This window comes from Nocardioides sp. YR527, from assembly GCF_900101045.1.
Lineage (GTDB): Bacteria > Actinomycetota > Actinomycetes > Propionibacteriales > Nocardioidaceae > Nocardioides.
This window is the reverse complement of sequence record NZ_FNFN01000006.1, coordinates 260,130-286,035: the sequence shown is the minus strand read 5'-3', so window position 1 is coordinate 286,035 and position 25,906 is coordinate 260,130. Positions and strand designations below refer to the sequence as shown.

24 protein-coding genes are annotated in these 25,906 nt (G+C 69.5%); 5 read left to right on the top strand and 19 right to left on the bottom strand.

Annotation, left to right across the window (positions count from 1 at the left end; genetic code table 11):
* Window positions 1–66: 66 nt before the first annotated feature.
* From BLT25_RS19700 to BLT25_RS29985, 6 genes are all read right to left on the bottom strand, one after another.
* A complete protein-coding gene (locus BLT25_RS19700) occupies window positions 67–606 on the bottom strand; it encodes an NADPH-dependent FMN reductase (RefSeq protein WP_091049473.1) in 540 nt (179 codons plus the stop codon).
* Window positions 607–670: 64 nt separating this feature from the next.
* On the bottom strand, window positions 671–2,281 hold the full coding sequence (cimA, locus tag BLT25_RS19695) for a citramalate synthase (RefSeq protein ID WP_091049470.1): 1,611 nt from the start codon (window positions 2,279–2,281) through the stop codon (window positions 671–673).
* 165 nt (window positions 2,282–2,446) lie between these two features.
* Window positions 2,447–3,952 carry a serine/threonine-protein kinase gene (locus tag BLT25_RS19690; RefSeq protein ID WP_143033799.1) on the bottom strand — a complete coding sequence of 502 codons (1,506 nt, stop codon included), beginning with the start codon at window positions 3,950–3,952 and terminating at the stop codon, window positions 2,447–2,449.
* A 154-nt stretch (window positions 3,953–4,106) separates the two neighbouring features.
* Entirely contained in the window at window positions 4,107–5,186 is a 1,080-nt protein-coding gene (locus BLT25_RS19685) for a branched-chain amino acid aminotransferase (RefSeq protein WP_176884074.1), read from the bottom strand.
* A 102-nt stretch (window positions 5,187–5,288) separates the two neighbouring features.
* Window positions 5,289–6,344 carry a 3-isopropylmalate dehydrogenase gene (locus BLT25_RS19680; protein ID WP_091049462.1) on the bottom strand — a complete coding sequence of 352 codons (1,056 nt, stop codon included), beginning with the start codon at window positions 6,342–6,344 and terminating at the stop codon, window positions 5,289–5,291.
* Window positions 6,345–6,353: 9 nt separating this feature from the next.
* The gene (locus tag BLT25_RS29985; RefSeq protein ID WP_176884072.1) at window positions 6,354–6,524 is read right to left on the bottom strand and encodes a hypothetical protein; all 171 of its coding nucleotides are present in this window, start codon (window positions 6,522–6,524) and stop codon (window positions 6,354–6,356) included.
* 266 nt (window positions 6,525–6,790) lie between these two features.
* On the opposite strand from BLT25_RS29985, the gene BLT25_RS19675 reads away from it, so the two are divergent.
* The gene (locus BLT25_RS19675; protein ID WP_091049459.1) at window positions 6,791–7,360 is read left to right on the top strand and encodes an O-methyltransferase; all 570 of its coding nucleotides are present in this window, start codon (window positions 6,791–6,793) and stop codon (window positions 7,358–7,360) included.
* A 114-nt stretch (window positions 7,361–7,474) separates the two neighbouring features.
* Here BLT25_RS19675 and efeB read toward each other — a convergent pair whose 3' ends face one another.
* The 4 genes from efeB to BLT25_RS19655 form a co-directional block, all read right to left on the bottom strand.
* Window positions 7,475–8,725, bottom strand: coding sequence for an iron uptake transporter deferrochelatase/peroxidase subunit (gene efeB, locus BLT25_RS19670; protein ID WP_091049457.1), 1,251 nt, complete (start codon window positions 8,723–8,725; stop codon window positions 7,475–7,477).
* Complete coding sequence (gene efeO, locus BLT25_RS19665) at window positions 8,725–9,930, bottom strand: iron uptake system protein EfeO (protein ID WP_091049455.1); 1,206 nt, start codon at window positions 9,928–9,930, stop codon at window positions 8,725–8,727. The genes efeB and efeO overlap by 1 nt, the downstream gene beginning before the upstream one ends.
* Window positions 9,920–11,464, bottom strand: a complete 1,545-nt coding sequence (efeU, locus tag BLT25_RS19660) for an iron uptake transporter permease EfeU (protein WP_091049452.1) — start codon at window positions 11,462–11,464, stop codon at window positions 9,920–9,922. The genes efeO and efeU overlap by 11 nt, the downstream gene beginning before the upstream one ends.
* A gap of 63 nt (window positions 11,465–11,527) precedes the next feature.
* Window positions 11,528–12,223, bottom strand: coding sequence for a DsbA family oxidoreductase (locus BLT25_RS19655; protein ID WP_091049450.1), 696 nt, complete (start codon window positions 12,221–12,223; stop codon window positions 11,528–11,530).
* 159 nt (window positions 12,224–12,382) lie between these two features.
* On the opposite strand from BLT25_RS19655, the gene BLT25_RS19650 reads away from it, so the two are divergent.
* Complete coding sequence (locus BLT25_RS19650; RefSeq protein ID WP_091049447.1) at window positions 12,383–13,300, top strand: ABC transporter ATP-binding protein; 918 nt, start codon at window positions 12,383–12,385, stop codon at window positions 13,298–13,300.
* Window positions 13,297–14,130 (top strand): ABC transporter permease subunit, encoded by an 834-nt coding sequence (locus BLT25_RS19645; RefSeq protein WP_091049444.1) that lies wholly within the window; start codon window positions 13,297–13,299, stop codon window positions 14,128–14,130. The genes BLT25_RS19650 and BLT25_RS19645 overlap by 4 nt, the downstream gene beginning before the upstream one ends.
* An 84-nt stretch (window positions 14,131–14,214) precedes the next feature.
* On the opposite strand, the gene ilvC is transcribed toward BLT25_RS19645, so the two are convergent.
* From ilvC to BLT25_RS19630, 3 genes are read right to left on the bottom strand one after another with little or no spacing between them, the layout of a single operon-like run.
* On the bottom strand, window positions 14,215–15,240 hold the full coding sequence (gene ilvC, locus BLT25_RS19640) for a ketol-acid reductoisomerase (RefSeq protein WP_091049443.1): 1,026 nt from the start codon (window positions 15,238–15,240) through the stop codon (window positions 14,215–14,217).
* Between the two features lie 34 nt (window positions 15,241–15,274).
* A complete protein-coding gene (gene ilvN / locus BLT25_RS19635; RefSeq protein ID WP_091049441.1) occupies window positions 15,275–15,838 on the bottom strand; it encodes an acetolactate synthase small subunit in 564 nt (187 codons plus the stop codon).
* Complete coding sequence (locus BLT25_RS19630; RefSeq protein WP_091049439.1) at window positions 15,838–17,589, bottom strand: acetolactate synthase large subunit; 1,752 nt, start codon at window positions 17,587–17,589, stop codon at window positions 15,838–15,840. Before BLT25_RS19630 ends, ilvN begins: the two co-directional genes overlap by 1 nt.
* Before the next feature lie 367 nt (window positions 17,590–17,956).
* On the opposite strand from BLT25_RS19630, the gene BLT25_RS19625 reads away from it, so the two are divergent.
* On the top strand, window positions 17,957–18,484 hold the full coding sequence (locus BLT25_RS19625; RefSeq protein ID WP_091049436.1) for a nitroreductase/quinone reductase family protein: 528 nt from the start codon (window positions 17,957–17,959) through the stop codon (window positions 18,482–18,484).
* On the opposite strand, the gene BLT25_RS19620 is transcribed toward BLT25_RS19625, so the two are convergent.
* On the bottom strand, window positions 18,425–20,545 hold the full coding sequence (locus BLT25_RS19620; RefSeq protein ID WP_091049433.1) for a prolyl oligopeptidase family serine peptidase: 2,121 nt from the start codon (window positions 20,543–20,545) through the stop codon (window positions 18,425–18,427). The genes BLT25_RS19625 and BLT25_RS19620 overlap by 60 nt on opposite strands.
* Before the next feature lie 134 nt (window positions 20,546–20,679).
* On the opposite strand from BLT25_RS19620, the gene BLT25_RS19615 reads away from it, so the two are divergent.
* Window positions 20,680–22,017 carry an ABC1 kinase family protein gene (locus BLT25_RS19615; protein ID WP_091049431.1) on the top strand — a complete coding sequence of 446 codons (1,338 nt, stop codon included), beginning with the start codon at window positions 20,680–20,682 and terminating at the stop codon, window positions 22,015–22,017.
* Here BLT25_RS19615 and BLT25_RS19610 read toward each other — a convergent pair.
* From BLT25_RS19610 to BLT25_RS19590, 5 genes are all read right to left on the bottom strand, one after another.
* Window positions 22,014–22,424 (bottom strand): VOC family protein, encoded by a 411-nt coding sequence (locus BLT25_RS19610; RefSeq protein ID WP_091050080.1) that lies wholly within the window; start codon window positions 22,422–22,424, stop codon window positions 22,014–22,016. The two genes, BLT25_RS19615 and BLT25_RS19610, sit on opposite strands and share 4 nt — an antisense overlap.
* A gap of 46 nt (window positions 22,425–22,470) precedes the next feature.
* Window positions 22,471–22,785, bottom strand: a complete 315-nt coding sequence (locus tag BLT25_RS19605; protein WP_143033798.1) for an SHOCT domain-containing protein — start codon at window positions 22,783–22,785, stop codon at window positions 22,471–22,473.
* Window positions 22,786–22,907: 122 nt separating this feature from the next.
* The gene (locus tag BLT25_RS19600) at window positions 22,908–23,603 is read right to left on the bottom strand and encodes a GNAT family N-acetyltransferase (protein WP_256328691.1); all 696 of its coding nucleotides are present in this window, start codon (window positions 23,601–23,603) and stop codon (window positions 22,908–22,910) included.
* A gap of 48 nt (window positions 23,604–23,651) precedes the next feature.
* A complete protein-coding gene (locus BLT25_RS19595) occupies window positions 23,652–24,881 on the bottom strand; it encodes an MFS transporter (protein ID WP_091049427.1) in 1,230 nt (409 codons plus the stop codon).
* A gap of 135 nt (window positions 24,882–25,016) precedes the next feature.
* The gene (locus BLT25_RS19590) at window positions 25,017–25,580 is read right to left on the bottom strand and encodes a pyridoxamine 5'-phosphate oxidase family protein (protein ID WP_091049425.1); all 564 of its coding nucleotides are present in this window, start codon (window positions 25,578–25,580) and stop codon (window positions 25,017–25,019) included.
* Window positions 25,581–25,906 lie beyond the last annotated feature (326 nt).

The window sequence follows — 25,906 nt, the reverse complement described above, 5'->3', positions numbered from 1 at the left end:
ATAAATGACGATGGTCAGGTCTCCCCCCGCAGAGACCTGACCATCGTGGTGCCGCCTGGATGGGGATCAGACAGCAGCAGGCTGGAAGCCCGCGAGCTTGGCGACGGCCTCGGTGAAGCGGGCCTGGGCGTCGGCGTCGGTGAAGACGTCGATCTCGTGGACCGGCTGGGAGACGATGGCGTCCTCGACGACGATCGCGCCACCGATGCCGGCCGAGCGGGCGGCGTCGGCGTGGGACCACTTGGCACCGTAGGGGGTCGGGGCGACGCCGACGACGGAGAGGATCTTGCCCTTGAGCACGCCGGCTGCGTAGGGGCGCGAGAGCCAGTCGATCGCGTTGTTGATGACGGCGGGCATCGTGCCGTTGTACTCAGGCGTCACGATGAGGACGCGGTCGGCCTCGTCGATCACCTTGCGGAGCTGGCTCACGGCCTCGCCCGGGTCGGCCTCGAGGTCCTCGTTGAAGAACGGCACGTCCGCCAGCCCGTCGACGATCTCCAGGACGACACCATCAGGCGCCTCGGCGACCAGCTTCTCGGCGAGCTTGCGGTTGATGGAGTCGGCGCGCAGGCTGCCAACGAGTACGGCGATACGGGTGTCGGTCACGGGTTCTCCTCGTAGGACGCGGGTAGTTCAATGTTGAAGTGTTCAACGCCCGCGTCCGGGAGGTTCATTCCGTGAAAGCCGCCTCCGGGGGTGTGGTCTCGCCCACATGCCGGCGCAGCCCGAAGGTCAGCCCGTCGACGAGGGCCTCCCACGACGCCTCGATCACGTTCGACCCGACCCCGACCGTCGTCCACGACGTCGAGCCGTCGGAGGTCTCGATCAGCACCCGGGTCCTCGCGTCGGTGCCGTGTCCCTGGTCGAAGAGCCGCACCTTGAAGTCGATCAGGTCGAAGTCGGCGACCACCGGAAAGGCACGCGTGATCGCGGCCCGCAATGCCTGGTCGAGCGCGTTGACCGGGCCGTTGCCCTCGCCGGTCTCGACGTGACGTACGCCGTCGGCGTGGATCTTCACGATCGCCTCGGTGGTCGACGCCGTCTCCTGGCCGCCGCCGCGAGCCTCGGAGATCACCCGCCAGGACTCGACGTCGAAGAAGGACGGACGAGAGCCTTCGACCTCCTCGATCAGGAGCAGCTCGAAGGAGGCGTCAGCCGCTTCGAAGGTGTAGCCACGCTGCTCGGCCTCCTTGACCCGCTCGGTCACCCGGGTCACCAGGTCGCGGTCGTCGGAGAGGTCGTAGCCGAGCTCGCGTCCCTTCAGCTCGATCGAGGCCCGACCGGCCATGTCCGAGACCAGCAGCCGCATGTCGTTGCCGACGCCGGCCGGGTCCATGTGCTGGTAGAGGTTGGGGTCCACCTTGATCGCGGAGGCATGCAGCCCGGCCTTGTGGGTGAACGCGGAGGCACCGACGTACGGCTGCCGGCCCGCGGGCGGCACGTTGGTCACCTCGGCGACCGCGTGGGCGACGCGGGTCGCCTCACCCAGCAGCCCCGTCGGCAGCACCTCGCGGCCCAGCTTCAGCTGCAGGTTGGCGACCACGGATACGAGGTCGGCATTGCCCGTACGCTCCCCGTAGCCGTTGATGCAGCCCTGGACGTGCATCGCGCCGGCGTCCACGGCGGCCAGCGAGTTGGCGACCGCACACCCGGTGTCGTTGTGGCAGTGGATCCCGACCGCCCCCTGGGTGGCGGTGCGGACGTCGTGGACGACGTCGGCCACCCAGCCCGGCAGCATTCCGCCGTTGGTGTCGCACAGCGCGACCACGTCGGCGCCCGCCTCGTAGGCCGTCCTCAGAACCTCCAGCGCGTAGTCGCGGTTGGCCCGGTAGCCGTCGAAGAAGTGCTCGGCGTCGAGGAAGACCTGCTGGCCCTCCTCGCGCAGGTGGGAGACCGTGTCGCGGATCATCGCGAGGTTCTCCTCGAGCGTGGTCCGCAGCGCGAGCTCGACGTGGCGGTCGTGGGACTTGGCCACGAGGGTGACGACCGAAGCGCCGGAGTCGCGGAGCGCGGCGACCTGGGGGTCGTCGGCCGCCCGCACCCCGGCCCGGCGGGTCGACCCGAACGCCGCCAGCCGCGCGTGCTTGAGGTCGAGCTCGGAGACGGCCCGCTTGAAGAACTCGGTGTCCTTCGGGTTCGCACCGGGCCAGCCGCCCTCGATGAACCCGACGCCCAGGCCGTCGAGGTGCCGGGCGATCGCGAGCTTGTCGGCGACGCTGAGGTTGAGGCCCTCCTGCTGCGCACCGTCGCGCAGGGTGGTGTCGTAGACGTGGAATTCCATGGCTCTTCTGTCCTCGGGTCGTCCTGCGGCTGGGCAACAAAAAACCCTCTCGGGAACGAGAGGGTGGCGCGTCGGGCGGTTGCTCGACGCGCTAGCGAATGATGATGACGTTGATCGTCATGGCCCTGATACTGCCACGAAATCTTCCTCCGTGGGACGGGCGTCTCACCAGCCGAGGAGCTCGACCCACCACGGCTCGTCGCCGCCGGAGAACTGCGAGCCCTCCTCGGAGAGGTTCTGGATCGGGAAGAGCGCCAGGGTGAGGACCACCGCGAACCCGAGGATCCACGGCACCCATCGCACCGAGATCCGGTGGACCGCCCTGGTCACCGGGTCTCGCAGCCGGTCGCGCCCCGAGCCGGTCCACAGCGCGACGACGAACGCCAGGCCGGCGAGTCCCAGCGCCACCTCCAGGGAGAGCTGCAGGGCGAAGCCGATCAGCACCGCCGCCACCACGAACCCGAAGCCCCACACCCCGACGACGAACGTCTTCGGGAGCGAACGGACCAGCCGCCACGGGGCGCCGATCAGGAGCCGGGGCGCGTCGTGCCACTTGCGGCCGCGATACCATCGCCAGCGGCGCAGGTCACCGGCGGCGAGCGTGCCGGCGCGGATCAGCCAGGCCGCGCCGAGCACGGTCCAGAACCCGATGCTCGGGAACGCGGCGATCACGCCGACCGCGAAGGCGAGCAGACCGAGCCAGAGGGCCCCGCGACGCAGCTTCTCCAGGCTCTTGTTGGGTGGCGGGGCGACCTTCGCGACCGGCGGGAACGGCGCGGCCGGGGTGGTGGCCTTCTCCCGCTCGGCCCGGTCGCTCAGCGAGAGCTGCTCGACCGGCCGGTGCACGAACGGCCGGCGCGGCGTACGCAGCCACTCGCGCACCTCGTCCAGCGTCGGGCGGTCGGCGGGGTCGGGAGAGAGCGCCTGGGCGAGCAGCCCGCGCAGCGGCTGCGGCACTCCCTCGAGGTCGTGCTCACCGCGCCGGGCGCGGTCCATCAGCTTCATCGCGTTGCCCTCACCGAAGGGTGGGCGGCCGGTCGCCGCGTACGCCACCACGGAGGCCCACGAGTGCACGTCCGAGGCCGGGGTGGCCGGGTCGCCGACGGCGATCTCGGGCGGAAGGTAGCCGGGCGTGCCGATCAGCAGGCCGGTCACGGTGATCTTCGGGTCGTCGGCGACGCGGGCCAGCCCGAAGTCGATCAGGATCGGGGTGCGCCCCTCGACGATGATGTTGGCCGGCTTGATGTCGCGGTGGAGGACGCCGACGGCATGGCAGTCGGCGATGCCCTCGGCCAGGTCGCTGGCCAGCTGCTCGACCTCCTCGCGCGAGAGCACGCCATCGTTGACGATCTTGTCGTGCAGCGTCGGCCCCGGTACGTAACGGGTCGCCAGCCACGGCACCTCGCCCCACGGGTCGGCGCCGACCACGCCGGCCACCCACCTGCTCCGCACCCGCTGCAGCGAGGAGACCTCGCGCGCGAGCCGATGGCGGCCCTCCTCATCGCCCACGAACTGGGTGCGCAGCACCTTCAGCGCCACCCGCTCGCCGCTCGTACGGTGGCTGGCCAGGTGGACCCGTCCCATCCCGCCCTGACCCAGCAGGGAGAGCAGGTCGTAGTCACCAACGGTGTCCCGTTGGTTCACCGGGAGCCGGCGAGGGGCTGTCGTCACGTGACAAACCTTATCGGCCGCAGCCGACACCCCGCCGAGGCGTCACCTACGTCGGCCGAGGTGGCACCACCGTGCCACCTCGGCCGACCGGAGTGACGCTTCGGCCTGCGTACCTGACGCTTCGGCCGACGGGAGCGACGCCTCGGCCAGGGCGTCAGACGATCTTGCGCATCCAGCCGAACGTGTCCTCGGCGCGACCGAACTGGATGTCGACGAGCTGCTTGCGGATGGTCTTCCAGACCTCGCCGTCACCGGCGGAGGCGATGGAGCCGCCGTTGTAGACGAGCTCGCCGACAGGGGTGACGACGGCGGCGGTGCCGCAGGCGAAGACCTCGGTGATCTCCCCGGACTCGACCCCGGCCTTCCACTCGTCGATCGCGAACCTGCGCTCCTCGACGGTGTAGCCGAGCTTGCCCGCGAGCTCGATGATGGACGCGCGGGTGATGCCCTCGAGGATGGTGCCGGTCTCGGGGGTGACGATCCGGCCGTCGGCGTGGACGAAGTAGAGGTTCATGCCGCCGAGCTCCTCGACGTACTTGCCCTCCTGCGCGTCCAGGAACACCACCTGGTCGCAGCCGTTGGCCGACGCCTCGGCCTGGGCGACCAGGGAGGAGGCGTAGTTGCCGCCGGTCTTGGCCGCGCCCATGCCGCCGCGGCCGGCGCGGGTGTAGTCCTCGGTGAGCCAGATCCGCACCGGCTTCACGCCGCCCTTGAAGTAGGAGCCGGCGGGCGAGGCGATGACCATGTACGTCACGTGCTGGGCCGGGCGAACGCCGAGGAACGACTCCGAGGCGAACATGAAGGGCCGCAGGTAGAGGCTCTTCTCGTCGGTCTCGGAGGCCTCGGGCACCCAGCGCGCATCGACCTTGACCAGGTCGAAGACGGTCTGCACGAAGTCCTCGATGTCGAGGACGGGCAGGGCGAGCCGCTCGCTCGAGCGGGCCATCCGGGCGGCGTTGGCCTCGGGCCGGAACGACCAGATCGAGCCGTCGGCGTGCCGGTAGGCCTTCATCCCCTCGAAGATCTCCTGGGCGTAGTGCAGCACGGCTGCCGACGGGTCCAGGCTGAGCGGTGCGTACGCCTCGATGCGACCGTTGTGCCAACCCTGTTCGGGAGTCCACTCGACGGTGAGCATGTGATCGGTGAAATGGTTGCCGAAGCCTGGGTTCGCCAGGACCTCCGCGAGCTGCTTGTCGGTGGCCGGTTGGGTCGACAATGTGGTGCTGATCTCCATGACCATGAGATTAGTCCTGTTCTACGTGGGAAACGTAAGTGATGGGGGCAGACGAAGGGCCGGGCGCAGGAGAATCTGCGCCCGGCCCGTCGAGGGGAGCGTCTAGCTGGTTACGCGGGCGGCGATCGCGTCGCCGACCTCGGAGGTCGTACGTGGCTCCGAACCGCGCTCGGAGAGGTCGGCGAGCACGGCGGCGTCGATGACGGCGGCAGCCTCGGGGTGGCCGAGGTGCTCGAGCAGAAGGGCCCCGGACAGGATGGCCGCGGTGGGGTCCGCCTTCTGCTGGCCGGCGATGTCGGGGGCGGAGCCGTGGACGGGCTCGAACATCGAGGGGAACTCCCGGGAGGAGTTGATGTTGCCGGAGGCCGCCAGGCCGATGCCGCCGGTGATGGCAGCGGCGAGGTCGGTGATGATGTCGCCGAAGATGTTGTCGGTGACGATCACGTCGAAGCGGGCCGGGTCGGTGGCGAGGAAGATCATCACCGCGTCGATGTGGAGGTAGTCCACGGTGACGTCGGGGAACTCCTCGGCGACCTGCTGGGTGACCCGCCACCACAGCGAGCCGGCGTTGACGAGCACGTTGGTCTTGTGGACCAGCGTCAGCTTCTTGCGCGGACGCGCCTGGGCGCGAGCGAAGGCGTCGCGTACGACCCGCTCCACGCCGTAGGCGGTGTTGACCGAGGTCTCGGTGGCGACCTCGTGCGGGGTTCCGACCCGCATCGCGCCACCGTTGCCGGTGTAGAGGCCCTCGGTGCCCTCGCGCACCACGACGAAGTCGATCTCGCCCTGGTCGAGCACGGCCGGCGACAGCGGGGAGGTCGCCCCCGGGAACAGCCGCGACGGGCGCAGGTTGACGTAGTGGTCGAGCTCGAAGCGGAGCTTGAGCAGCAGGCCGCGCTCCAGGATGCCCGGAGGCAGGTTCGGGTCGTTGGGCTTGCCGCCGACCGCGCCGAGCAGGATGGCGTCCTGCTCCTTGATCTCAGCGAGCACGGAGGACGGAAGCACCTCGCCGGTGGCGAGATAGCGCTCGGCGCCGAGGTCGTAGCGGGTCTGCTCGAACTTCACCGGCGAGGCGACCTCGAGCACCTTGAGAGCCTCGGCAGTCACCTCCGGTCCGATGCCGTCGCCGGGGATCACTGCGAGGTTGGTCGTAGACATACGGCGAGACTAGTTGTCGTCGGGCAGCTGGCCGCCGTTGTCCCGCAGGTCGAGCGCCTGCTGGACCGCGGCGATGGTGTTCTCGACGCTGTGCGGGTTGTCGGGGTCGTGGCTCGCCGGGCCCCACTCGCGGCCTCGCTCGTTGTAGTCGGCGGGGCTCTCGGGGTACATCGCGTACATGGCTTCTTCCTTCACACTTCGGGTCATCAGAGGGTGTGGGAGAGAAGCCGGGGTCTTTAGAAGACGGAAGCCACCGCGACGAGGTGGCTTCTCCTGCGGTCGTTACCGCTGGGCCCCGTCGCGGCACTCGAGTACGAGAAAAATGCTCCGCATGGTGAACTGACGGTAACCCGAGATGTCTCTTCCGTCATCGAATCTGGACCAAAGGTCCGACATCCGAGACACACATGCGGGTAAGTCGCCCGAACATCGGGAAGACTGGTCCCGTGAGCGCACCTCCAGAGCTTCCGGACATCGTGACCCGTGCCTTCGACGTCTCCCGTCGGGCGGGCTACGTGTCGTTCTGCCGCAACGAGACCGGGCGGCTGCTGGCGACTCTGGCGGCCACCCGGAGCGGCACGATGGCGGAGTTCGGCACCGGGTGCGGTGTCGGCACGGCGTGGCTGCGAAGCGGCGTACGCGGCAAGGCCGCCCAGATCGTCTCCGCCGAGCTCGACGAGCACCTCGCCAAGGAGGCCGCCGAGATCTTCGCCGACGACGCGCAGGTCGAGGTCATCGCCGCCGACTGGGGCATCCTGCGCGACCGCGGCCCGTTCGCGCTGCTCTTCCTCGACGCCGAGACCCCCGGCGGGGTCTCCCCCGACCAGCTCTCCGACCTCGTCGAGGAGGGCGGCATCGTCGTCATCGACGACCTCATCCCGACCGACCTGTGGCCGCCGATCGTCTACGGCCGTGTCGACAGCCTGCGCGAGTCCTGGCTCACCGACGAGCGCTTCACCACCGTCGAGGTCATGGTCGCCGCCGACACCAGCGTCCTGCTCGCCACCAAGCGCTGAGGCCGCCCGGGATGCTCACCGAGTTACCTCGGTGAGCATGCGCTTCCTTCGTGGAGTTCCGCGAGGAGAGCGCACCCGGACCGAGTTACCTCGGTGAGCATCCGGCCCGCCGACCTACCCGAAGAGCTCCTGAGCCAGGAAGTGGCCCGACTTCGGCGCGCGCGGGACGGCGAAGATCGCCGACCCGACGTGGGCGATGTACTCGTTGAGCAGGTCGACCCGTCCGAGCTTGCGCTGCAGGTCGACGAAGGTCGCGGGGTCCTTCATGAAGGCGATGAAGAAGAGCCCGGCGTCGAGCTGGCCGAGCGGGTTGAGCCCGTCGGTGAAGTTGTAGCCGCGGCGCAGGATCTTGGTTCCCCCGTTGTTCTCCGAGGCGGCCAGGGCGACGTGGGAGGTCGGGTCGATGACGGGCTCGCCGTCGCGTACGGCCTTGAAGTCCGGGGTGTCGAACTCCTTCTTCCCGGTCAGCGGAGCACCCTCGGCCTTGTCGCGGCCGATGGTGACGTGCTGGGTGTCGATGGTGGTGCCGTCCCAGACCTCGATGTCCATGTTGATCTTGCGGGTGACCAGATAGCTGCCGCCCCGCATCCACGCCGGCTCGTCCTCGTCCGCGACCCAGACGAACTCGTCGAGGTCCTCGTCGGTCGTGATGTTGCGAGTGCCGTCCTTGAGACCCATCAGGTTGCGCGGGGTCTTCTGACCCTTGCCGGCCGAGGCACGGCCGAAGCCGAGCACCGTCCAGCGGGTGGTGACAAGACCGCGTCCGATCCGGATCAGGTCACGGATGGCGTGGTAGGCCACCTGCGGGTCGTCGGCGCAGGCCTGCAGAGCCAGGTCGCCGCCGCACAGCTCCGGCTTGAGCTCGTCGGCGGGCAGCCGCGGGATCTCGGCCAGCAGCTTCGGTCCCCGTCCGGCGAGCCCGAAGCGGTCATCGAAGAGCCCGGGCCCCAGACCGAGGGTGACGGTGAGCGAGGCCGGCGAGAGGTCGTACGCCTCCCCCGTGTCCTGCGGCACGCCGTTGCTCCGCGACGGCTCCACGGACCCGACCGGGTTGCCCTTCATCATCGTGGCCATCGCCGCCGACCAGCGCGCGAAGAGGACCTTCAGCTGCTCGGCCGTGGTGCCCTCGACGACGTCGAGGGACATGAAGACCAGGTGCCGTTGGGGCGGCGTGGCGATGCCGACCTGGTGGTCGCCGGTGTAGAAGTCGTACGCCTTGGAGAGGTCGAGCCCGTCCGCGGCCGACGCTTCGGCGGGCGAGACGGCGCGGCCGCCGAGGAACCCGACCGCGGCCCCGGCCGCGGCGCCTCCCCCGGCGCCGGCGAGGAGCCGGCGCCGGGTGAAGCCCTTGCCTTCGGTGGCCATCAGGCGGTCGCAGCCTTCTCCGCCAGCCGGCCGAGCACGTCCTGCAGCGACTGCACGGTGGCCGAGAGCTTCTTGCCGTCGGAGGCCTTCAGCTCGGCGGTGTAGGGCTGGTAGCCACCCAGCGCCTCCGGGTCCTTGTAGCCCTCGAGGTCGTCGATGACGGCGGTGAACCGCGCGTCGATGGTCGTGACCAGCTCGGCGTCGATCTTCTCCAGGCCGGGACGGAGTGCGGCGTAGGCCTGCTGGGCACCCTCGACGTTGTTGGCGAAGTCGACCAGGTCGATGTGGCTGTAGGCCTCCTCCTCGCCGGTGATCTTGCCCGACTGGACCTCCTCGAGCAGCGCGGCGGCGCCGTTGGCGAGGTCCTCGGGCTTGAACTCCAGGCTCTTGCCGATCTCGGCGAGCAAGGTGGCGTTGGTGACCAGGTCGGCGGCGTACTTCTTGGTCTGGTCGGTGATCTTCTTCGCCTCGAACAGGTCGCGCTCGACGGCGTGGAAGCCGCTCCAGCCGACGGCCTCGTCGAGGTTGGAGGCGCGCATGTCGATCAGGTAGTCGAGGTTGCCCTTGTTGTCGGTCGGGTCGAAGCCCTCCATCACGAAACCCTCGACGTCGGACTCGATCTTCTCGTAGAACGGGCGCGCGTCGGCGTAGGCCTGCTGGGCCGCGGCGACGTCGCCGGAGTCGACGGCCTTGCGGAGGTTCTCGACACCGGTGACCATCGCGTCGAGCTGGGTGTTGACGTAGCCGGTGTAGTCCTTCGCGCCCGCGGCGAGCAGCTCGGCGGTGCCGCCGGTCGGGGCCGCGGCGGCCTCGCCCGTCACCGTGAAGGGGATCCGCTCCTCGGCGGCACCCGGGCAGTAGACCTCGTAGTCGCCGCCACCGAGAGTCAGGGTGAAGGTCACCTCGGGCAGACCCGGGGCGAGGTTCTCCTTCTCGCCGAGGATCTTCTGGCCGTCCATCAGCTCGACCTCGGTGACGCCGGCGGCCGACTCGTTGGCGACCGTGAAGGTCACCGGACCCGCGGCGGCGGTGTCGGTGTCGAGCTCGCAGACGTCGCCGTCGGAGCCGCTGACCAGCTTCACCGCGACCTGGCTGGCGCCCTTCTTCTTCGGGGCCGCCGAGTCGTCGCTCTCGCTGCCGCAGGCAGCCAGACCAGTGAGACACAGAGCGGTGAGTGCTGCAACGGAGATCGCCTTACGCGACATGGGTTGAACCTTTCACTGAAGACTCCGGGCGCCCTGCGCGGCCGGTGTCGTTGACGGCGCGCGGCGCGGTGTCGCGGCCGGGCCTGCGCCGGGACTGCCACAGCAGCACCCCGGCGAGGACGAGGAGGGCGACCGGCAGCCAGTGCTTCCACAGGAGCCGGTCGTGGGCGGCCCGGTCCGCCTCGGCGATCGTCGCGATCAGGTCCGTCGCGTAGGTCTCCTCGACCTGCAGCACGGCCCCGTCGACGGTGAAGGTGCGCGGTGAGGTCAGTCCGCCGGACTCGATGGTCAGCACGAGCTTGCCGGAGGTGCGTACGTCGACCAGACCGTCGTCGCGGGTGAGCACCGTGTGGCGGGTGGTGTCGGCCCAGCGGGCCTCATAGGGGCCCGGGGCGGTGTTGAGATTGAGCCCGACCGGGATCCGGTCGCCGGTGTAGGTCAGCAGATCCTGGGCGGTGAGCGTGGCCGGCAGCTCCCCGGAGCCCTCCGCGTGCCAGGCGGTGTCGGCGGCGCCGGTGTGGTCACCGGGATCGCCGAGCTCGATCTTCTCGCTGTCCGCGGTCAGGGTCGCCCGGTCGCCGTTGACGGCCAGCACGGCCGTACGTCCGTCCGCCAGCGGGGCCTCGCGAGGCACCTCGACACTCGGCAGCGGCACGAGGAGGAAGAGGGCGGCCGCAGCGACGATGGCGGCGACCGCACCGCCGATCCGCAGCCGTCGGGCGAGCGCCGTGCCTGGCCGCAGGTGTGCGGGCAGGAGAAGCATCGCGAGCATCGGCACCAGGTAGGCGAACCAGCCGAGCACCTCGATCACCCGCGGGTCGGCGGGGATGCCGAGGATTCCGGTGATCAGCGCCGAGCGCACCGAGCCGTTGGGGATCAGCCAGGACAGGTCGACGGTGGAGCCCTGGCCGACGGTGACCCAGCCGGCCTCGTGTCCGGTGCGCAGCGCGAACATCACCAGACCTGCCGCCACGAAGACCAGGAACACGCCGGTGACCTGGAAGAACACCTTCAGGTTGAGCCGCAGGCCGCCGGCGTAGATGCCCCAGCCGAGCCCGATGGCGATGGCCAGCCCGAGCAGGGCGCCGATGATGGCGGCCGGTGCGCTGGTCGCGTTCTGGATCGTCGCGAGCAAGAAGACCGAGGTCTCGAAGCCCTCGCGCAGCACGGCCAGGAAGCCCATCAGCGCCATCGCGGTCAGCGTGCCCGCGCCCAGCGCCGCCGCGGCCGCCTGCTCGAGGTCACCCTTCAGCGTGCGGGCGTGGGTGTGCATCCAGCGGATCATCCCGGTCACGAAGACGATGGCGATCACGCCGATCACGCACTCGAGCATCTCCTGCTGCCGCTGCGGCAACGCCTGCTCGAGGAGCCTCAGCGCGACGCCGACGGCGATGCTCAACCCGATGCCGGCGCCGACACCGATCCACAGACCACGCAGAGGGGCACCGTTACGGCGGAGGAAGGTGGCGATGATCGATACGATCAACGCCGCCTCGAGGCCCTCGCGCAGCCCGATGACGAACGTTGGCAGCATTCCCGCAGCGTAACCTTAGGCAAGCCTCACCTTGTAGACCGGGAGCGAGAACTTTGCCCTGGGTCAGATCGCGCAGCCGTCGGGGCCGCAGGCGTCGCCGTCACCGACGATCGTGAGGGCCGGCTTCGTCTCGGCGTGGACCTTCTCCAGGAGCTGGCCGAACAGGTCGGTCGGCTGAGCGCCGGAGACGCCGTACTTCCCCTCGACGACGTAGAACGGCACCCCGGTCGCGCCGTAGGCGCGGGCCTGGTCGATGTCGGCCTGTACGTCACCGGCGAACTTCTCGCCCGCGAGCACCTCGTCCACGCGGGCGGCGTCGAGACCGACGTTCACCGCGGCCGCCTTCAGGACGGCGTGGTCGCCCATCGACTCACCGCGGGTGAAGTACGCGGCGAGCAGCTCCTCCTTGAGCACCGCCTGCTTGCCCTCGGCCTTGGCGAGGTGGAGCAGCCGGTGGGCGTCGATGGTGCGCGCGTGCGGGGTGTCCTCGTGACGGAACTCGAGGCCGGCCGCGGCGGCCGGCACGTTGGCCTGCTTCATCAGCTCGCGGGCCTGGTCGACCGAGGCCCCGAACTTCTTCGCCAAAGCCTCGACCGTGGTCTCCACCGGCACCTGCGGTGCGCTGGGGTCGAGCTCGAAGGAGTGGTAGACGATCTCGACGTCGTCGCTGTGCTCGAAACCCTCCAAGGCTTCCTCGAGGTGGCGCTTGCCGATGTAGCACCACGGGCAGACAACGTCGGACCAGACATCAATACGCATACCTCGACAACGTTTAGTTCGGTAGGAAACATTCCGGAACGGACCGATCTACCCCGAGACGGTCTCAGGGGAGATCAGGGGAACCGCCAGGAACCCACCAGGGATCTGCCAGGGGTCTGCCGGACGCGCGCGGGGGCCGTGTCAGGCGAGGCTCGGAGCATGATCCAGATCGATGCCCTCTCCAAGAGGTACGGCAGGTTCACGGCCGTCGACAACGTGACCTTCACCGCCGAGCCCGGCCGGGTGACCGGCTTCCTCGGCCCCAACGGCGCCGGTAAGTCCACGACCATGCGCATCCTGGTCGGACTCACCGATCCGTCCTCCGGCAGTGCACACCTGCTCGGCCGGCACTTCTCCCAGCTGCCCAACCCCGGTCGCGAGGTCGGCGTCCTGCTGGACGCCTCGGCCCAGCACGGCGGGCGCACCGGCCGCGAGATCCTCACCCTGGCCGCCCGCACCATGGGGCTGGCGAAGTCCAGCGTCGCCGAGACCCTCGACCGGGTCAGCCTGACCGAGGAGGAGGCCGGGCGTCGCGTACGCAACTACTCCCTCGGGATGCGGCAGCGGCTCGGGATCGCGACGGCCCTGATCGGCGACCCCGAGGTGCTGATCCTCGACGAGCCGGCCAACGGCCTCGATCCGGCCGGCATCCGCTGGATGCGCGACCTGCTGCGTGGCTTCGCCGACGACGGCGGCACCGTGCTGCTCTCCTCGCACCTGCTGCACGAGATCGAGGTGATCGCCGACGACATCGTGGTCATCGGCAACGGCCGGATCGTGGCGCAGGGCACCAAGCAGGAGCTGCTCAGCAGCGGCGAGACGTACGCCCGTTCCAGTGATCCCACCTCACTCGGCCGGGCGCTCCAGCGGGCCGGCCACACCGCCGAGCTCACCACCGAGGGGGCCGTCCTCAGCGACGCCGACCTCACCACCGTCGGCCAGGTCGCCTTCGACACCGGCCTCGTGCTGAGCGAGCTCCGCGCCGCCGACGGCGCCGGCCTGGAGGAGATGTTCCTCCAGCTGACCGCCGAGACCCAGCGCGACCACCTCGAGACCCCGGAAAGGAACGCAGCATGAGCACCACGACCCTCGCCCCTGAGCCGGCCACCCCGGCCGGACGCAACCCCGAGGCGGTACGCCGCCGCGAGCGTGCCGTGCCCGCTCCGATCCCCTTCGGCCGGATCGCCGGCATCGAGCTGCGCAAGATGTTCGACACCCGTTCGGGGTTCTGGCTGATGGCCAGCCTGGTCGTGCTCTCGCTGGCCGCGACCGCGGTGACGATCATCTTCGTCGACGCCGACAACCTCGACTACGAGGGCTTCGCCAGCGCCTGGGGCATGCCGATGTCGGTGGTCCTGCCGATGATCGCGGTGCTGGCGGTCACCAGCGAATGGAGCGCACGCAGCGCCCTGACCACCTTCACCCTGGTGCCTGGCCGCGGACGTGTCATCGCCGCGAAGGCGCTCGTCACCGCCGTGGTCGGCGTCGTCGCCATCGCGGTCGCGGCGGCCGTCGGGGCGCTCGGCTACCTCGGCGTGGCAGCCATCATGGACCTCGACCCGGTGTGGAACATCTCCTTCACCGAGCTCGCCCAGGTGACCCTGGCCAGCGAGATCGGCATGTTCATGGGCTTCATGCTCGGCACGCTCTTCCGCAGCTCACCGGCCGCGATCGTGGCGTACTTCGTCTACGCCCTCGTCCTGCCCGGCGTCTCCTCGGCTCTGGCCTCGACCAACACCTGGTGGGCCGAGCACGCCACCTGGTTCGACCTCAACTGGGCGACGATGAACCTGTACTCCGAGATGACCGACAAGATGTGGGCCCAGCTCGGTGTCGCCAGCGTGATCTGGCTGGTGGTCCCGATGCTCGTCGGCCTCCGCCTCGTGCTCCGCTCCGAGGTCAAGTAACCCGCCGAGTCGGCGCAAACTGACCATAAATCATGCCGAGTCGGCGCGTTGGAACGCGCCGACTCGGCATGATTTCTCCGGGGGTCAGCGGGCGGCTGAACCCTCGGTGTAGTCGTCGTCGGACTGGCTCCACGAGAAGTGCGAGCGCAGGGTCTTGCCGGTGGCCTCGATCGGGTGACCGGCCTCCTCCTCGCGCAGCTTCTTGAACTCGGCGGCGCCGTTGTCCTGGTCGGCGATGAAGCGGGCGGCGAAGGAGCCGTCCTGGATCTCGGCGAGGATCTGCTGCATCGTCTCCTTGACGGCGGGGGCGATGACGCGCGGGCCGGAGACGTAGTCGCCGTACTCAGCGGTGTCGGAGATCGACCAGCGCTGCTTGGCGATGCCGCCCTCCCACATCAGGTCCACGATGAGCTTGAGCTCGTGAAGCACCTCGAAGTAGGCGATCTCGGGCTGGTAGCCGGCCTCGGTCAGCGTCTCGAACCCGGCCTGGACCAGGTGGGACACGCCGCCGCAGAGCACGGCCTGCTCGCCGAAGAGGTCGGTCTCGGTCTCCTCGGTGAAGGTCGTCTTGATGACACCGGCGCGGGTGCCACCGATGCCCTTGGCGTACGACTTCGCGAGGTCCCACGCGGAGCCGGAGGCGTCCTGCTCGACGGCGATGATGTCCGGGATGCCCCGGCCGGCGACGTACTCACGACGGACGGTGTGGCCCGGGGCCTTCGGGGCGACCAGGATCACGTCGACGCCCTCGGGCGCCTTGATGTAGCCGAAGCGCACGTTGAAGCCGTGGCCGAACACGAGGGTCTTGCCGGCGGTCACGTGAGGCGCGAGCTCGTCGTTGTAGAGACCACGCTGGTGCTGGTCGGGGGCGAGGATGACGATCACGTCGGCCTCGGCGGCGGCTTCGGCCGGGGTGAGGACCTTGAGGCCCTCCTCCTCCGCCTTGGCGGTCGACTTCGAGCCGGGCTGCAGGCCGATGCGCACGTCCACACCGGAGTCACGCAGGTTGAGCGCGTGGGCGTGGCCCTGGCTGCCGTAGCCGATGACGGCGACCTTCTTCGCCTGGATCAGCGCGAGGTCGGCGTCGTCGTCGTAGAAAATCTCAGCCACGAGGGCTTCTCCTTCAGTTGTTTGTTGATGGGGTTCAGACCGCGGAAGGCGGAGCGGGCACAGCCACGGATCGCAGGCTGCGCTCGGAGATCGACCGGGAGCCGCGGCCCATGCCGACCATGCCGGACTGGGAGAGCTCACGGATACCGAAGGGCTCGATGACCCGGAGGAAGTCGTTGAGCTTTCCGGTGTTGCCGGCCAGCTGGACGATGACGGTGTCGGTGGACACGTCGACGACCTTGGCCCGGAAGAGCTGGATGGTGTCGAGCACCTGGCTGCGGGTCTCCGTGGTGGCGGTGATCTTGACCAGCATGAGGGCGCGCTGGACGCGCGACTCAGGCTCGAGCTCGACGATCTTGATCACCTCGACCAGCTTGTTGAGCTGCTTGGTGACCTGCTCGAGGGGGGTGTTCTCGAGATTGACCACGACCGTCATGCGGGAGACCTCGTCGTGCTCGGTCGGTCCCACCGCGAGAGATTCGATGTTGAAGCCGCGGCGCGAGAAGAGCGCGGCCACGCGGGCCAGGACGCCGGGCTTGTTCTCGACCAGGACGCTCAGCGTGTGCTTGCCGCCGGTCTTCACGGGCTGGATGCTCATCACAGGTCGTCCTCGTCGAACTCGGGCGCGAGGTCGCGCGCGTACTGGATCTCGTCGTTGGAGGAGCCGGCGGCGACCATCGGCCACACCATGGCGTCCTTGTTGACCCGGAAGTCGACGACGACAGGCATGTCGTTGATCTCCATGGCCTTCTCGATGGTGGCGTCGACGTCCTCGGCGGAGTCGCAGGCCAGGCCGACGCAGCCCATGGCCTCGGCCAGCTTGGGGAAGTCGGGGATGCGCTTGGGCTGGCCGTGGGACTGCAGGTTGGTGTTGGAGTAGCGCTCGCCGTAGAAGAGCGTCTGCCACTGGCGCACCATGCCGAGGTTGTCGTTGTTGATGATCGCGACCTTGATCGGGATGCCCTCGATCGCGCAGGTGGCCAGCTCCTGGTTGGTCATCTGGAAGCAGCCGTCACCGTCGATCGACCACACCGTGGAGTCCGGGCAGCCGACCTTCGCGCCCATCGCGGCGGGGACGGAGTAGCCCATCGTGCCGAGGCCACCGGAGTTGATCCAGGTGTTGGGGTGCTCGTAGCCGATGAACTGCGCGGCCCACATCTGGTGCTGGCCGACGCCGGCGGTGAAGATCGTCTCCTCGCCGGAGATCTTGCCGAGCCGCTCGATGACGTACTGCGGCGAGAGACCGTCCGCGGGGAGGTCGTAGCCGAGCGGGTACGCCTTCTTGATCCCGGCCACGAACGCGATCCAACCCTCGTAGTCGCCCTCCTTGCCGGCTTCCTTCTCGGCGGTGAGCACCGCGATCAGGTCGGTGAGGACCTCACGCACGTCGCCCACGATCGGGACGTCGGCATAGCGGTTCTTGCCGATCTCGGCCGGGTCGATGTCGGCGTGGATGACCTTGGCGTTGGGGGCGAAGGAGTCCAGGTTGCCGGTGACGCGGTCGTCGAAGCGGGCGCCGAGGCTGATGATCAGGTCCGACTTCTGCAGGCCGGCGACGGCGGGGACGGTGCCGTGCATGCCCGGCATGCCGAGGTGCTGCGGGTGGGAGTCGGGGAAGGCGCCGCGCGCCATCAGCGTGGTCACCACCGGGATCCCGGTGAGCGTGGCCAGCGCCAAGAGCTCGCGGTGGGCGCCGGAGCGGATCGTGCCGCCACCGACGTACAGGACCGGTTTCTTGGCCTCCAGCATCAGGCGCGCCGCCTCGCGGATCTGCTTGGCGTGCGGCCTGGTCACCGGGCGGTAGCCCGGCAGGTGGAGCTCGGTCGGCCACCGGTAGGTGGTGGTGGCCTGCAACGCCGACTTGGTGACGTCGACGAGGACCGGACCCGGCCTCCCGGTGGAGGCGAGGTGGAAGGCCTCAGCGACCCGCAGCGGGATCTCCGCCGGGTCGGTGATGAGGAAGCTGTGCTTGGTGACCGGCATCGTGATGCCCTTGATGTCCGCCTCCTGGAAGGCGTCGGTGCCGATCATCGCCGCGCCGACCTGGCCGGTGATGGCCACCATCGGCACGGAGTCCATGTTGGCGTCGGCGAGCGGGGTGACCAGGTTGGTCGCGCCCGGGCCGCTGGTGGCCATGCAGACCCCGACCTTGCCGGTCGCGGCGGCGTAGCCCTGGGCCGCGTGGCCGGCGCCCTGCTCGTGACGTACGAGAATGTGGCGGATCTTCGAGTCCATCAGCGGGTCGTACGCCGGAAGGATCGCTCCTCCCGGAATGCCGAAGATGTTCTCGGCACCCGCTGCTTCCAGCGACTTGATCAGGCTCTGTGCGCCTGTCATCTGCTCGCTCATGTCCGCCGTCCTACTCATCGGAGCTTCTACTCATGGGCTGTATCGGTTGTCTGGCTTGGGCTGCTCGTGCAACAAAAAACCCTCCGGCCCGGCGGGCAACGGAGGGAGACGCGTCGTCTGGGGCCAGTGGCTCCTAGGCGACGCGCCTGATAAGTACGAGAATGCTGTTCAGCATGCCCACACGTTAACCCCATGTGTCGCGCCGTGTCACCTCACCCTATCGCGCGTCCCATGATCTGAGATCACCGTCCCAGTATCTGTCAGTCGCTCGGTTGGATCTCAGGGTTCTCACCGAGGCGGCCGGCCCGTGGGGATCGCTAGCCTGGACGTACCAAGTGGTTCTCGGGTCCGTCCTGTGGAGGCGACGATGTCGACCGACGAGAAGCACAGATCCGCGTGGCTGCCGCCCCGCTGGTTCATCCGCGCCGCGTGGTGGGTCCACCGCCGGCTGTACGCCGCGGGCGGAGCGCGATTCCTGCGCCGCCCACGCGCCGGCCGGGCCGGCATGCTCCGGCTGACCACCACCGGGCGCCGCACCGGGCAGGAGCGCTCGGTGATCGTGTCCTACATCCCCGACGGCTCGAGCTACGTCACGCTGGCGATGAACGGCTGGGCCGACCCGCCGCCCGCCTGGTGGCTCAACCTGCTGGCGAATCCCGACGCCGTAGCCGAGACGGTCGAGAAGGGCACGCAGCGGGTGCGCGCCCGCGAGGCGACCGGCCCTGACCGGGAGCGGCTGTGGGAGCTGCTCGCGGCCAGCGACGACGGGTGGGGCGAGCTGGACGACTACGCCGTCCGGCGCTCGCACCCCACTCCGGTCGTGGTCCTCGAGCTCTCAGACCAGGCCGAGCCGCTCGCGCAGGAAGGTCCAGGCGAAGGCGGAGAGATGGGCTGACTGGGCGTTGTTGGCGGCACCGCCGTGGCCGCCCTCGATGTTCTCGTAGTAGGTGACGTCCTTGCCGGTGGCCGCCAGGAGCGCGGCCATCTTGCGGGCGTGGCCTGGGTGGACGCGGTCGTCCTTGGTCGAGGTGGTGAGCAGGACGGGCGGGTAGGTCCGCGCAGCGTCGAGCAGGTGGTAGGGCGAGAACGTCCGGATGTACTCCCACTCCTCCGGCACGTCCGGGTCGCCGTACTCGGCCATCCAGCTCGCCCCGGCGAGGAGGTGCGAGTAGCGCTTCATGTCCAGCAGCGGCACCTGGATCACGACCGCGCCGAACAGCTCGGGGTAGAGGGTGAGCATGTTGCCGGTGAGCAGCCCGCCGTTGGAACCGCCCTGGATCCCGAGGTGCTGCGCGTCGGTCACGCCGGTCTCGACGAGGTCGCGGGCGACCGCGGCGAAGTCTTCGTAGGCCTTGTGCCGGTTCTCCTTCAGCGCCGCCTGGTGCCAGGCCGGGCCGTACTCCCCTCCCCCGCGGATGTTGGCCACCACATAGACGCCGCCCTCGCTGAGCCAGGACCGGCCCACACCGGCGGAGTAGCCCGGGGTCATCGGGATCTCGAAGCCGCCGTAGCCGTAGAGCAGCGTCGGGGCCGGGCCACCGCTCGCGTCGAGGGCGGCCTCGGCGCCGACGATGAAGTAGGGGATCCGGGTGCCGTCGGCCGAGGTGGCGAAGCGCTGCTCGGCGCGGAGCCCTTCGGTGTCGAACCAGGACGGCGCCGACTTCAGCGGCTCGATCGTCTCCGCGCCGATGGTCGTCAGACCGTACGTCGCCGGGGTCAGGTAGCCGCTGGTGACGACCCAGACCTCGTCGGACTCGACCGCGTCGACGGCACGGGTGCCGACCGCGGCCACGGGGTCGGTCGCGGGGAAGTCGGAGCGCGTCCACTCGCCGGACTCGGTCGGGGTCAGCACGCTCAGCTTGTTCTTGACGTCCTCGAACACGTTGAGGACGAGGTGGTTGCGGGTCCAGGTCGCGCCGGCGAGCGAGGTCTTCGCGGTGGGCTCGAAGAGCACGGTGAGGTCGCGCTCACCGGCCAGGAACCGCTCCGCGTCGCTCGCGAGCAGCGAGCCGGCGGCGTACGTCGTGCCCGCGACGGTCCACTCCTCGCGAAGCTCGATGACCAGCCACTCGCGGTGGAAGCCGGCCTCGGCGGAGTCGGGGATGTCGAGCTTGGTGAGGGTCTGCTCGGGGGTGCCGGGGTCCGTGGCGACATAGGTCTCGGACCTGTAGAACGCGATCGAGCGGCTGACCAGGTCGCGCTCGAAGCCGGGCGTGTGGATGCGGCGGGCGGAGATGTACATGTCCTCGTCGGTGCCCTCGTAGACCACCGCCGCGTCCTCGAACGGGGTGCCGCGGCGCCACAGCTTCACGATCCGCGGGTAGCCGCTCGGGGTCAGCGAGCCCTCGCCGAAGTCGGTGAAGACGTAGACCGCCTCGGGCCCGCACCAGGAGAGCGCGCCCTTGGCGCCGCCCTGCTCGACGGCACGGGTGAAGCCGCCCTCGGCCGGACTCACGAAGGCCTTCTCGACCAGGTCGAACTCCCGGGTCACGTCGGCGTCCGAGCCACCCTGGGAGAGGTCGACGAGCACCTTGCGCCACGGCTCGCCGGGCTCGGGCCGGAGCACCGAGGCGCCGTGCCAGACCCAGCTCTCGCCCTCCTCGGCGGCGAGCGCGTCGAGGTCGAGCAGGAGCTCCCACTCGGGGTCGTCGGTGCGGTAGGAGTCCGGCGTGGTGCGGCGCCAGATGCCGCGCTCGTGGTCGGCGTCGCGCCAGAAGTTGTAGAGATGCTCGCCGAGGCGCGAGACCTCGGGCACCCGGTCGTCGGAGTCGAGCACCTCGAGGATCTGCGCCTCGATCTTGGCGAAGACCGGATCGGCACCGACGCTCGCGTGAGCCTCCTCGTTGCGGGCCCGCACCCACGCCAGCGCCTCGACCCCCTCGACCTCCTCCAACCAACCGAACGGGTCCTCCCCGGCCGGGTCGAGCGGGGTCACGATCGTCAGCTCAGCGGTCATGCCACCGCCTCCGTAGGGCAGGACAAAGAGTACGGATGCGGTGGCCTGACGCTTGTCGTCGTTCGCTGGCGCTCACTCATGCCGGAAGGCTACTTCGCGGTGCGCAAGTTGCGGCCGACAGGCACAATTGCGACATGAGTGAGGCGGAGGGGTCGTCGAAGGGTCTGCCCCGGCGAGCGGCGACACGGACGGCGAAGCTGGCCGCGCTGCCGATGGGGTACGCCGGGCGCAAGGCGCTGGGGCTCGGGAAGCGGATCGGGGGCAAGCCCGCCGAGGCGGTGCTGGCCGATGTGCACCAGCGTACGGCCGACCAGCTCTTCCGCACCCTGGGTGAGCTCAAGGGCGGCGCGATGAAGTTCGGGCAGATGCTCTCGGTGATGGAGGCGGCGCTGCCGGAGTCGCAGGCGGCCCACTACCGCGCCCAGCTCACCCGGCTCCAGGACTCCGCTCCCCCGATGCCGACCGGGATCGTACGCGGCCTGCTGGCCCGGGACCTCGGACCGGACTGGGCATCGCAGCTGGTCGAGCTCTCCGAGAAGCCGGCCGCCTCCGCCTCGATCGGACAGGTCCACCGGGGCCGATGGGCCGACGGCCGCGAGGTCGCGGTGAAGGTGCAGTACCCGGGTGCCGACGAGGCGCTGCGCGCCGACCTGCGCCAGATCGGCCGGGTCGCGGCGATCGGCAACGCGGTGGTTCCCGGGATGGACGTCAAGGCACTGGTCGCCGAGCTGCAGGAGCGGGTGGTCGAGGAGCTCGACTACCCGAAGGAGGCCGAGGCCCAGCACGTCTTCGCATCGGCGTACGCCGACCATCCCCTCATCGACGTCCCCGATGTCGTCGCCGTAGGACCGTCGGTGCTCGTCACCGAGTGGGTGGAGTCGGAGGGCTCGATCGCGAAGGTGATCGCCGAGGGCACCCCCGAGGAGCGCGACCACTACGGCGAGCTGCTCGCCCGGTTCTGGTTCTCCGCACCCGGGCTGACCGGGATGCTCCACGCCGACCCGCACCCGGGCAACTTCCGGGTCCTTCCCGACGGCCGCATGGCGGTGCTCGACTTCGGGCTCGCCGCGCGGCTCCCGGAGCGGGGCTTCCCCGAGCCGATGGGGCGGCTGATCCGGATCGCCGCGACCGGCGACGCGGACGCACTGGTCGCGGGCCTGCGTGACGTGGGCTTCATCCGCGAGGGCATCAAGGTCGAGCCGCAGCACGTGCTCGACTATCTGGCCCCGTTCGTGACGCCGGCGCTGGAGGAGCGCTTCCGGTTCACCCGGGAGTGGATGCGGGAGGAGTTCAAGCGGATCAACGATCCCAAGGATCCCGCCTACACGGTCGGCCTCAAGCTCAACCTGCCGCCGTCCTACCTGCTCATCCACCGGGTCTGGCTCGGTGGTCTCGGGGTGCTGGCGCAGCTCAACGCGGAGGCGCCGTTCCGGGAGATCCTCGAGGAGTATCTGCCGGGGTTCGCCGACTAGGGAAGTACGACCTGCCCGACCGGACCGGGGTTGTAGGCGATCTCCCAGCGCACGCCGTCGGGGTCCGCGAAGTAGCCGGTGTAGCCGCCCCAGACCCGCTCCTCGGCGGCCGGGGCCGCACACCCGAGCGACCGGGCGAGCTCCAGGACGCCGTCGACCTCCTCGCGGGTGGCGACGTTGTGGGCCAGGGTGAACGGCGCCACGCCGTCGGCGACGGCGATCGTGCCGACCTCCTCCTCGAACTCGCGCCGGTCCCACAGCGAGAGGATGACGTGCTCACCGACGCGGATCATGAGCACGCCGTCGGCCTCCATCTCGGGGGTCCAGCCGAGGCCGTCGACATAGAACGACCGGCTCGCCGCCACGTCGGCGACGGCGAGGGTGACGAAGCTGATGCGCTGGTCCATGACCGTCACACTGCCACGGACCAGCGCGGGTGTCAGGCCTCCACTGTCAGGCTTCCTTGGGCCGGCCCGGCTTCTCCCGGAGGACGTCTCGGCGAGCGCGGTACTCGTTCTCGTCGATCTCGCCCGCGGCGTACCTCTCGGCCAACCTGGCCTCGCCCGCGCGCCGCGGCCCCTCGGCCGTACGTTTGCGGTTGTAGAGGACGACCGCGGTGATGATCGCGGCGATCACCAGGAACCACAGGATCGGGAAGATCGGCCAGAACGCCGGCGGCCCGCCCCCGTCCTGCCACGGTCCGTTCTCGCGCCACGGACCCCAGTGGTCGTCGGCCACCACGGTGGCCACCGTCTCGTTGATGCTCATTGCTCGTGTCCAATCTGTCGGGCTTGCCTATGCCCTCAGACTGCTGCCCACGAGCCGCCGGCACATCGGCTCAGGAGCGGGGGCGGCGTACGCAATCATGCGTACGCCGCCCCTAGGTGTACCTAGCCGATCCGGAGCCGGCTGAGCTGGCGCCCGTGCTCGTCGAAGTTCGCGGGGTCGAGCCAACGCTCGTGGCTATCGCGCACCTTCGGCCACTCCTCGGCGGTGATCGAGAACCAGTCGGTGTCCCGGTTGCGGCCCTTGACGACCATGTGGTTGCGGAAGCGGCCCTCATAGCTGAACCCGAGCCGCTCCGCGGCCCGCCGGGACGGTTCGTTGAGCGCGTCCAGCTTCCACTCGAAGCGCCGGTAGCCCAAGGTGTCGAACGCGTGCCGCAGGAGCAGGTGGATCGCCTCGGTCGCCGCCCTGGTGCGGGCCAGGGCGGACCCGAAGAGCACACCGCCGACCTCGATGCTCCCGTTGGCCGGGTTGATCGCGTGGTAGCCCGCGACCCCGCTCGCCCTGCCCTCCCGCTCGCCCTCCAACGGGGTGAACGTGAACGGCACGACGTCGGCCGCGTCGACGAGACCCGCCAGGTGCATCCACAGGTCCTGCAGCGAGGTCGGCATCGTGATCGGCCGGTAGGTCCACAGGTCGGCGTCCTCGGGGCCGCAGACAGCGGCGTAGAGGTCCGAGTACTGTGCCGACGAGAGCGGCGCGACCCGGACGTAGCTCCCCTCGAGGGTCACCGGCTCGGGCCACGGCCGCGCCTGCCAGTCTTCGACGACAGCACCCACGGGATAGGAGAAATCGGTCACGGCGGTCATTGTCTCCGACCGCCGTGACCGAGTCTCAGGAGGCTGTTCTCAGGAGGCTGCCGCGTCCACCGTGGCGAGCGAGCGCCGGGCACTGCCGAGGGCGAGCATCCCGACCAGGCAGCCCAGGAGCAGCACCCCGGCGAGGACCATCACCGACTCCACCGCGAACCGGTCCGCGAGCGGCCCGAAGACGATCATCGAGACGGGCATCGAGACCGACATCACGATCCCGTAGAACCCGAACACCCGCCCGCGCATCGCGTCCTCGACCTGCTCCTGCAGGACGGTCGCCGCGGGCACCAGCAGCGTCTGGAAGAGGATGCAGATCACCAGCCCGGCGACCGAGAACACCCAGAAGTCCGTCGAGACACCCAGCCCGACGACGAGCACCCCGACCCCGACCGAGGCGGCCACCATCAGCCGCACCCGACGCTTCACCCGGGGCCCGAAGACGGCCATCAGCGCGCCACCGAGGACCATCCCGACGCTCCAGAACAGCTCGTTGACGCTCAGCATCCAGACCTCGTCGCCGAAGCTGCGCGTGATCATCAGCGGCGTGAGGTGCGCCGGCGCGCCGGCCATGAACATCACGACTGCCACGAGCCCCATCACCCAGCGCACCGAGGGGTTCCCCTTGACGTACCGCAGCCCGGCGAGGAGGTCACCGAAGTAGCTCACCGGCCCTGACGAGCCCGCCGCGCGAACCGTCCGCGCCACCGGGACCAGAAGCAGCAGGAGTACGCCGGCCACGGCCGTCACCACGTCGATGAAGAAGACCGCGACGATGCCGGTGCTCGCATAGACCGCGGCCGCCACGGCGGGCGCGAACAGCATCATCCCCGACTGGATCGTCTGTTGAGCCCCGTTGACCCGCATCAGATGCTCGGCCGGGACGATCTGCGGGAGCATGGCGTTGACCGCGGGCCCCTGGATCCCGGCCAGCGCCGAGCGGACCGCCATCGCCACGAAGATCATCCACAGATCACCGACCCCGCTCAGCATCAGCAGCGCGAGAATCAAGGTCGCCACCGCGATGGCCGAGTCGGCGCCGATGATCAACAGCTTGCGCGAGTGCCGGTCGGCCCACACACCGCCGAAGACCGACACCACCGCCTGCGGCAGCATCCCGGCCGCCACGCTCAGGGTCAGCACCGCGGCCGACCCGGTCTCGACGGTGAGATGCCACATCACCGCGTACCCGACGACCATCGACCCCAACGACGACACCGTCTGGCCGCCGAGGAAGACCAGCAGATTCCGCTTCCATCGATCCGACATCGCAACCACTCCCGCACCCGGTGGGCCGCTCCGTCGGGCCCCTCACCCATGCCACGAACGGGGTCAAGCGAATCCGACAGGTTGTGAAGCTGAGAGTGACCCATAGGCCACTCTCAGCTTCACAACCCGCATCGGCTACTCCGGCGCCGGGTCGAAGTCGAACGCCGGGAGCCCGTCGAGACTGGTGAGGTTCTTGCGGCGCCGATACTCGGCCGAGCCGTCGACCCCCTTGCGCTCGAAGTACGCCGGAAGCAGGTCGCGCTCGCCGACGTACGACATCAGCGGGACGGCGAAGCCACAGGAGTCGGAGACGCGTTCGATGTCCACGACGACGACCGCGCGGGCACCGGGAAGGTCGGTGAAGCGGCCGGCCAGGTCGGCGTACTCCTCGTCGTAGCGAGTCACGACCCGACCGCGTCCGTGGAAGCGGACGATGTCCGGCGCCCCGTCGAAGGCACAGAACATCACCGTGATCCGGCCGTTCTCACGCAGGTGCGCGATCGTCTCGCTGCCGCTCCCGGTGCCGTCGAGCCACGCGAAGGTGAGCTCGTCGAGCATCCCGAAGGTGCCCGGGATGCCGCGCGGCGACAGGTTGACGTGACCCTCTCCGGAGAGCGGGGCGGTGGCGACGAAGAACACGACCTGGCGATCGACGAACTCCCTCAGCCGACCTTCGACGCGCGCATGAACCTTTCCCATGCGGCAGATCGTGCCAGCACGTACGTCACCATCGGCCGCAATATCCAGCGAACGGACCTGCTGCCTGCTCCGGGCTACTCCGACAGCAGGCGGGCCGAGTCACAACTAAGCGTATGCGGGAGATCGTGTCCCCTCCATGAGGAGCGGTCGCCGCTCGATCCAGTGCTCGTCGTCGCTCGGGGTATCGTCCCGACTCGACGACTGCCGAACTCACTCTCTATCGACAGTCGTGCCCATTCATCACTGGGGATGGATGGCCAGCGCGAACCGATTTGCGGGCGACGGCCCACGCACGGCGCCATTCGTCGGTGGACACCACCGTCCAG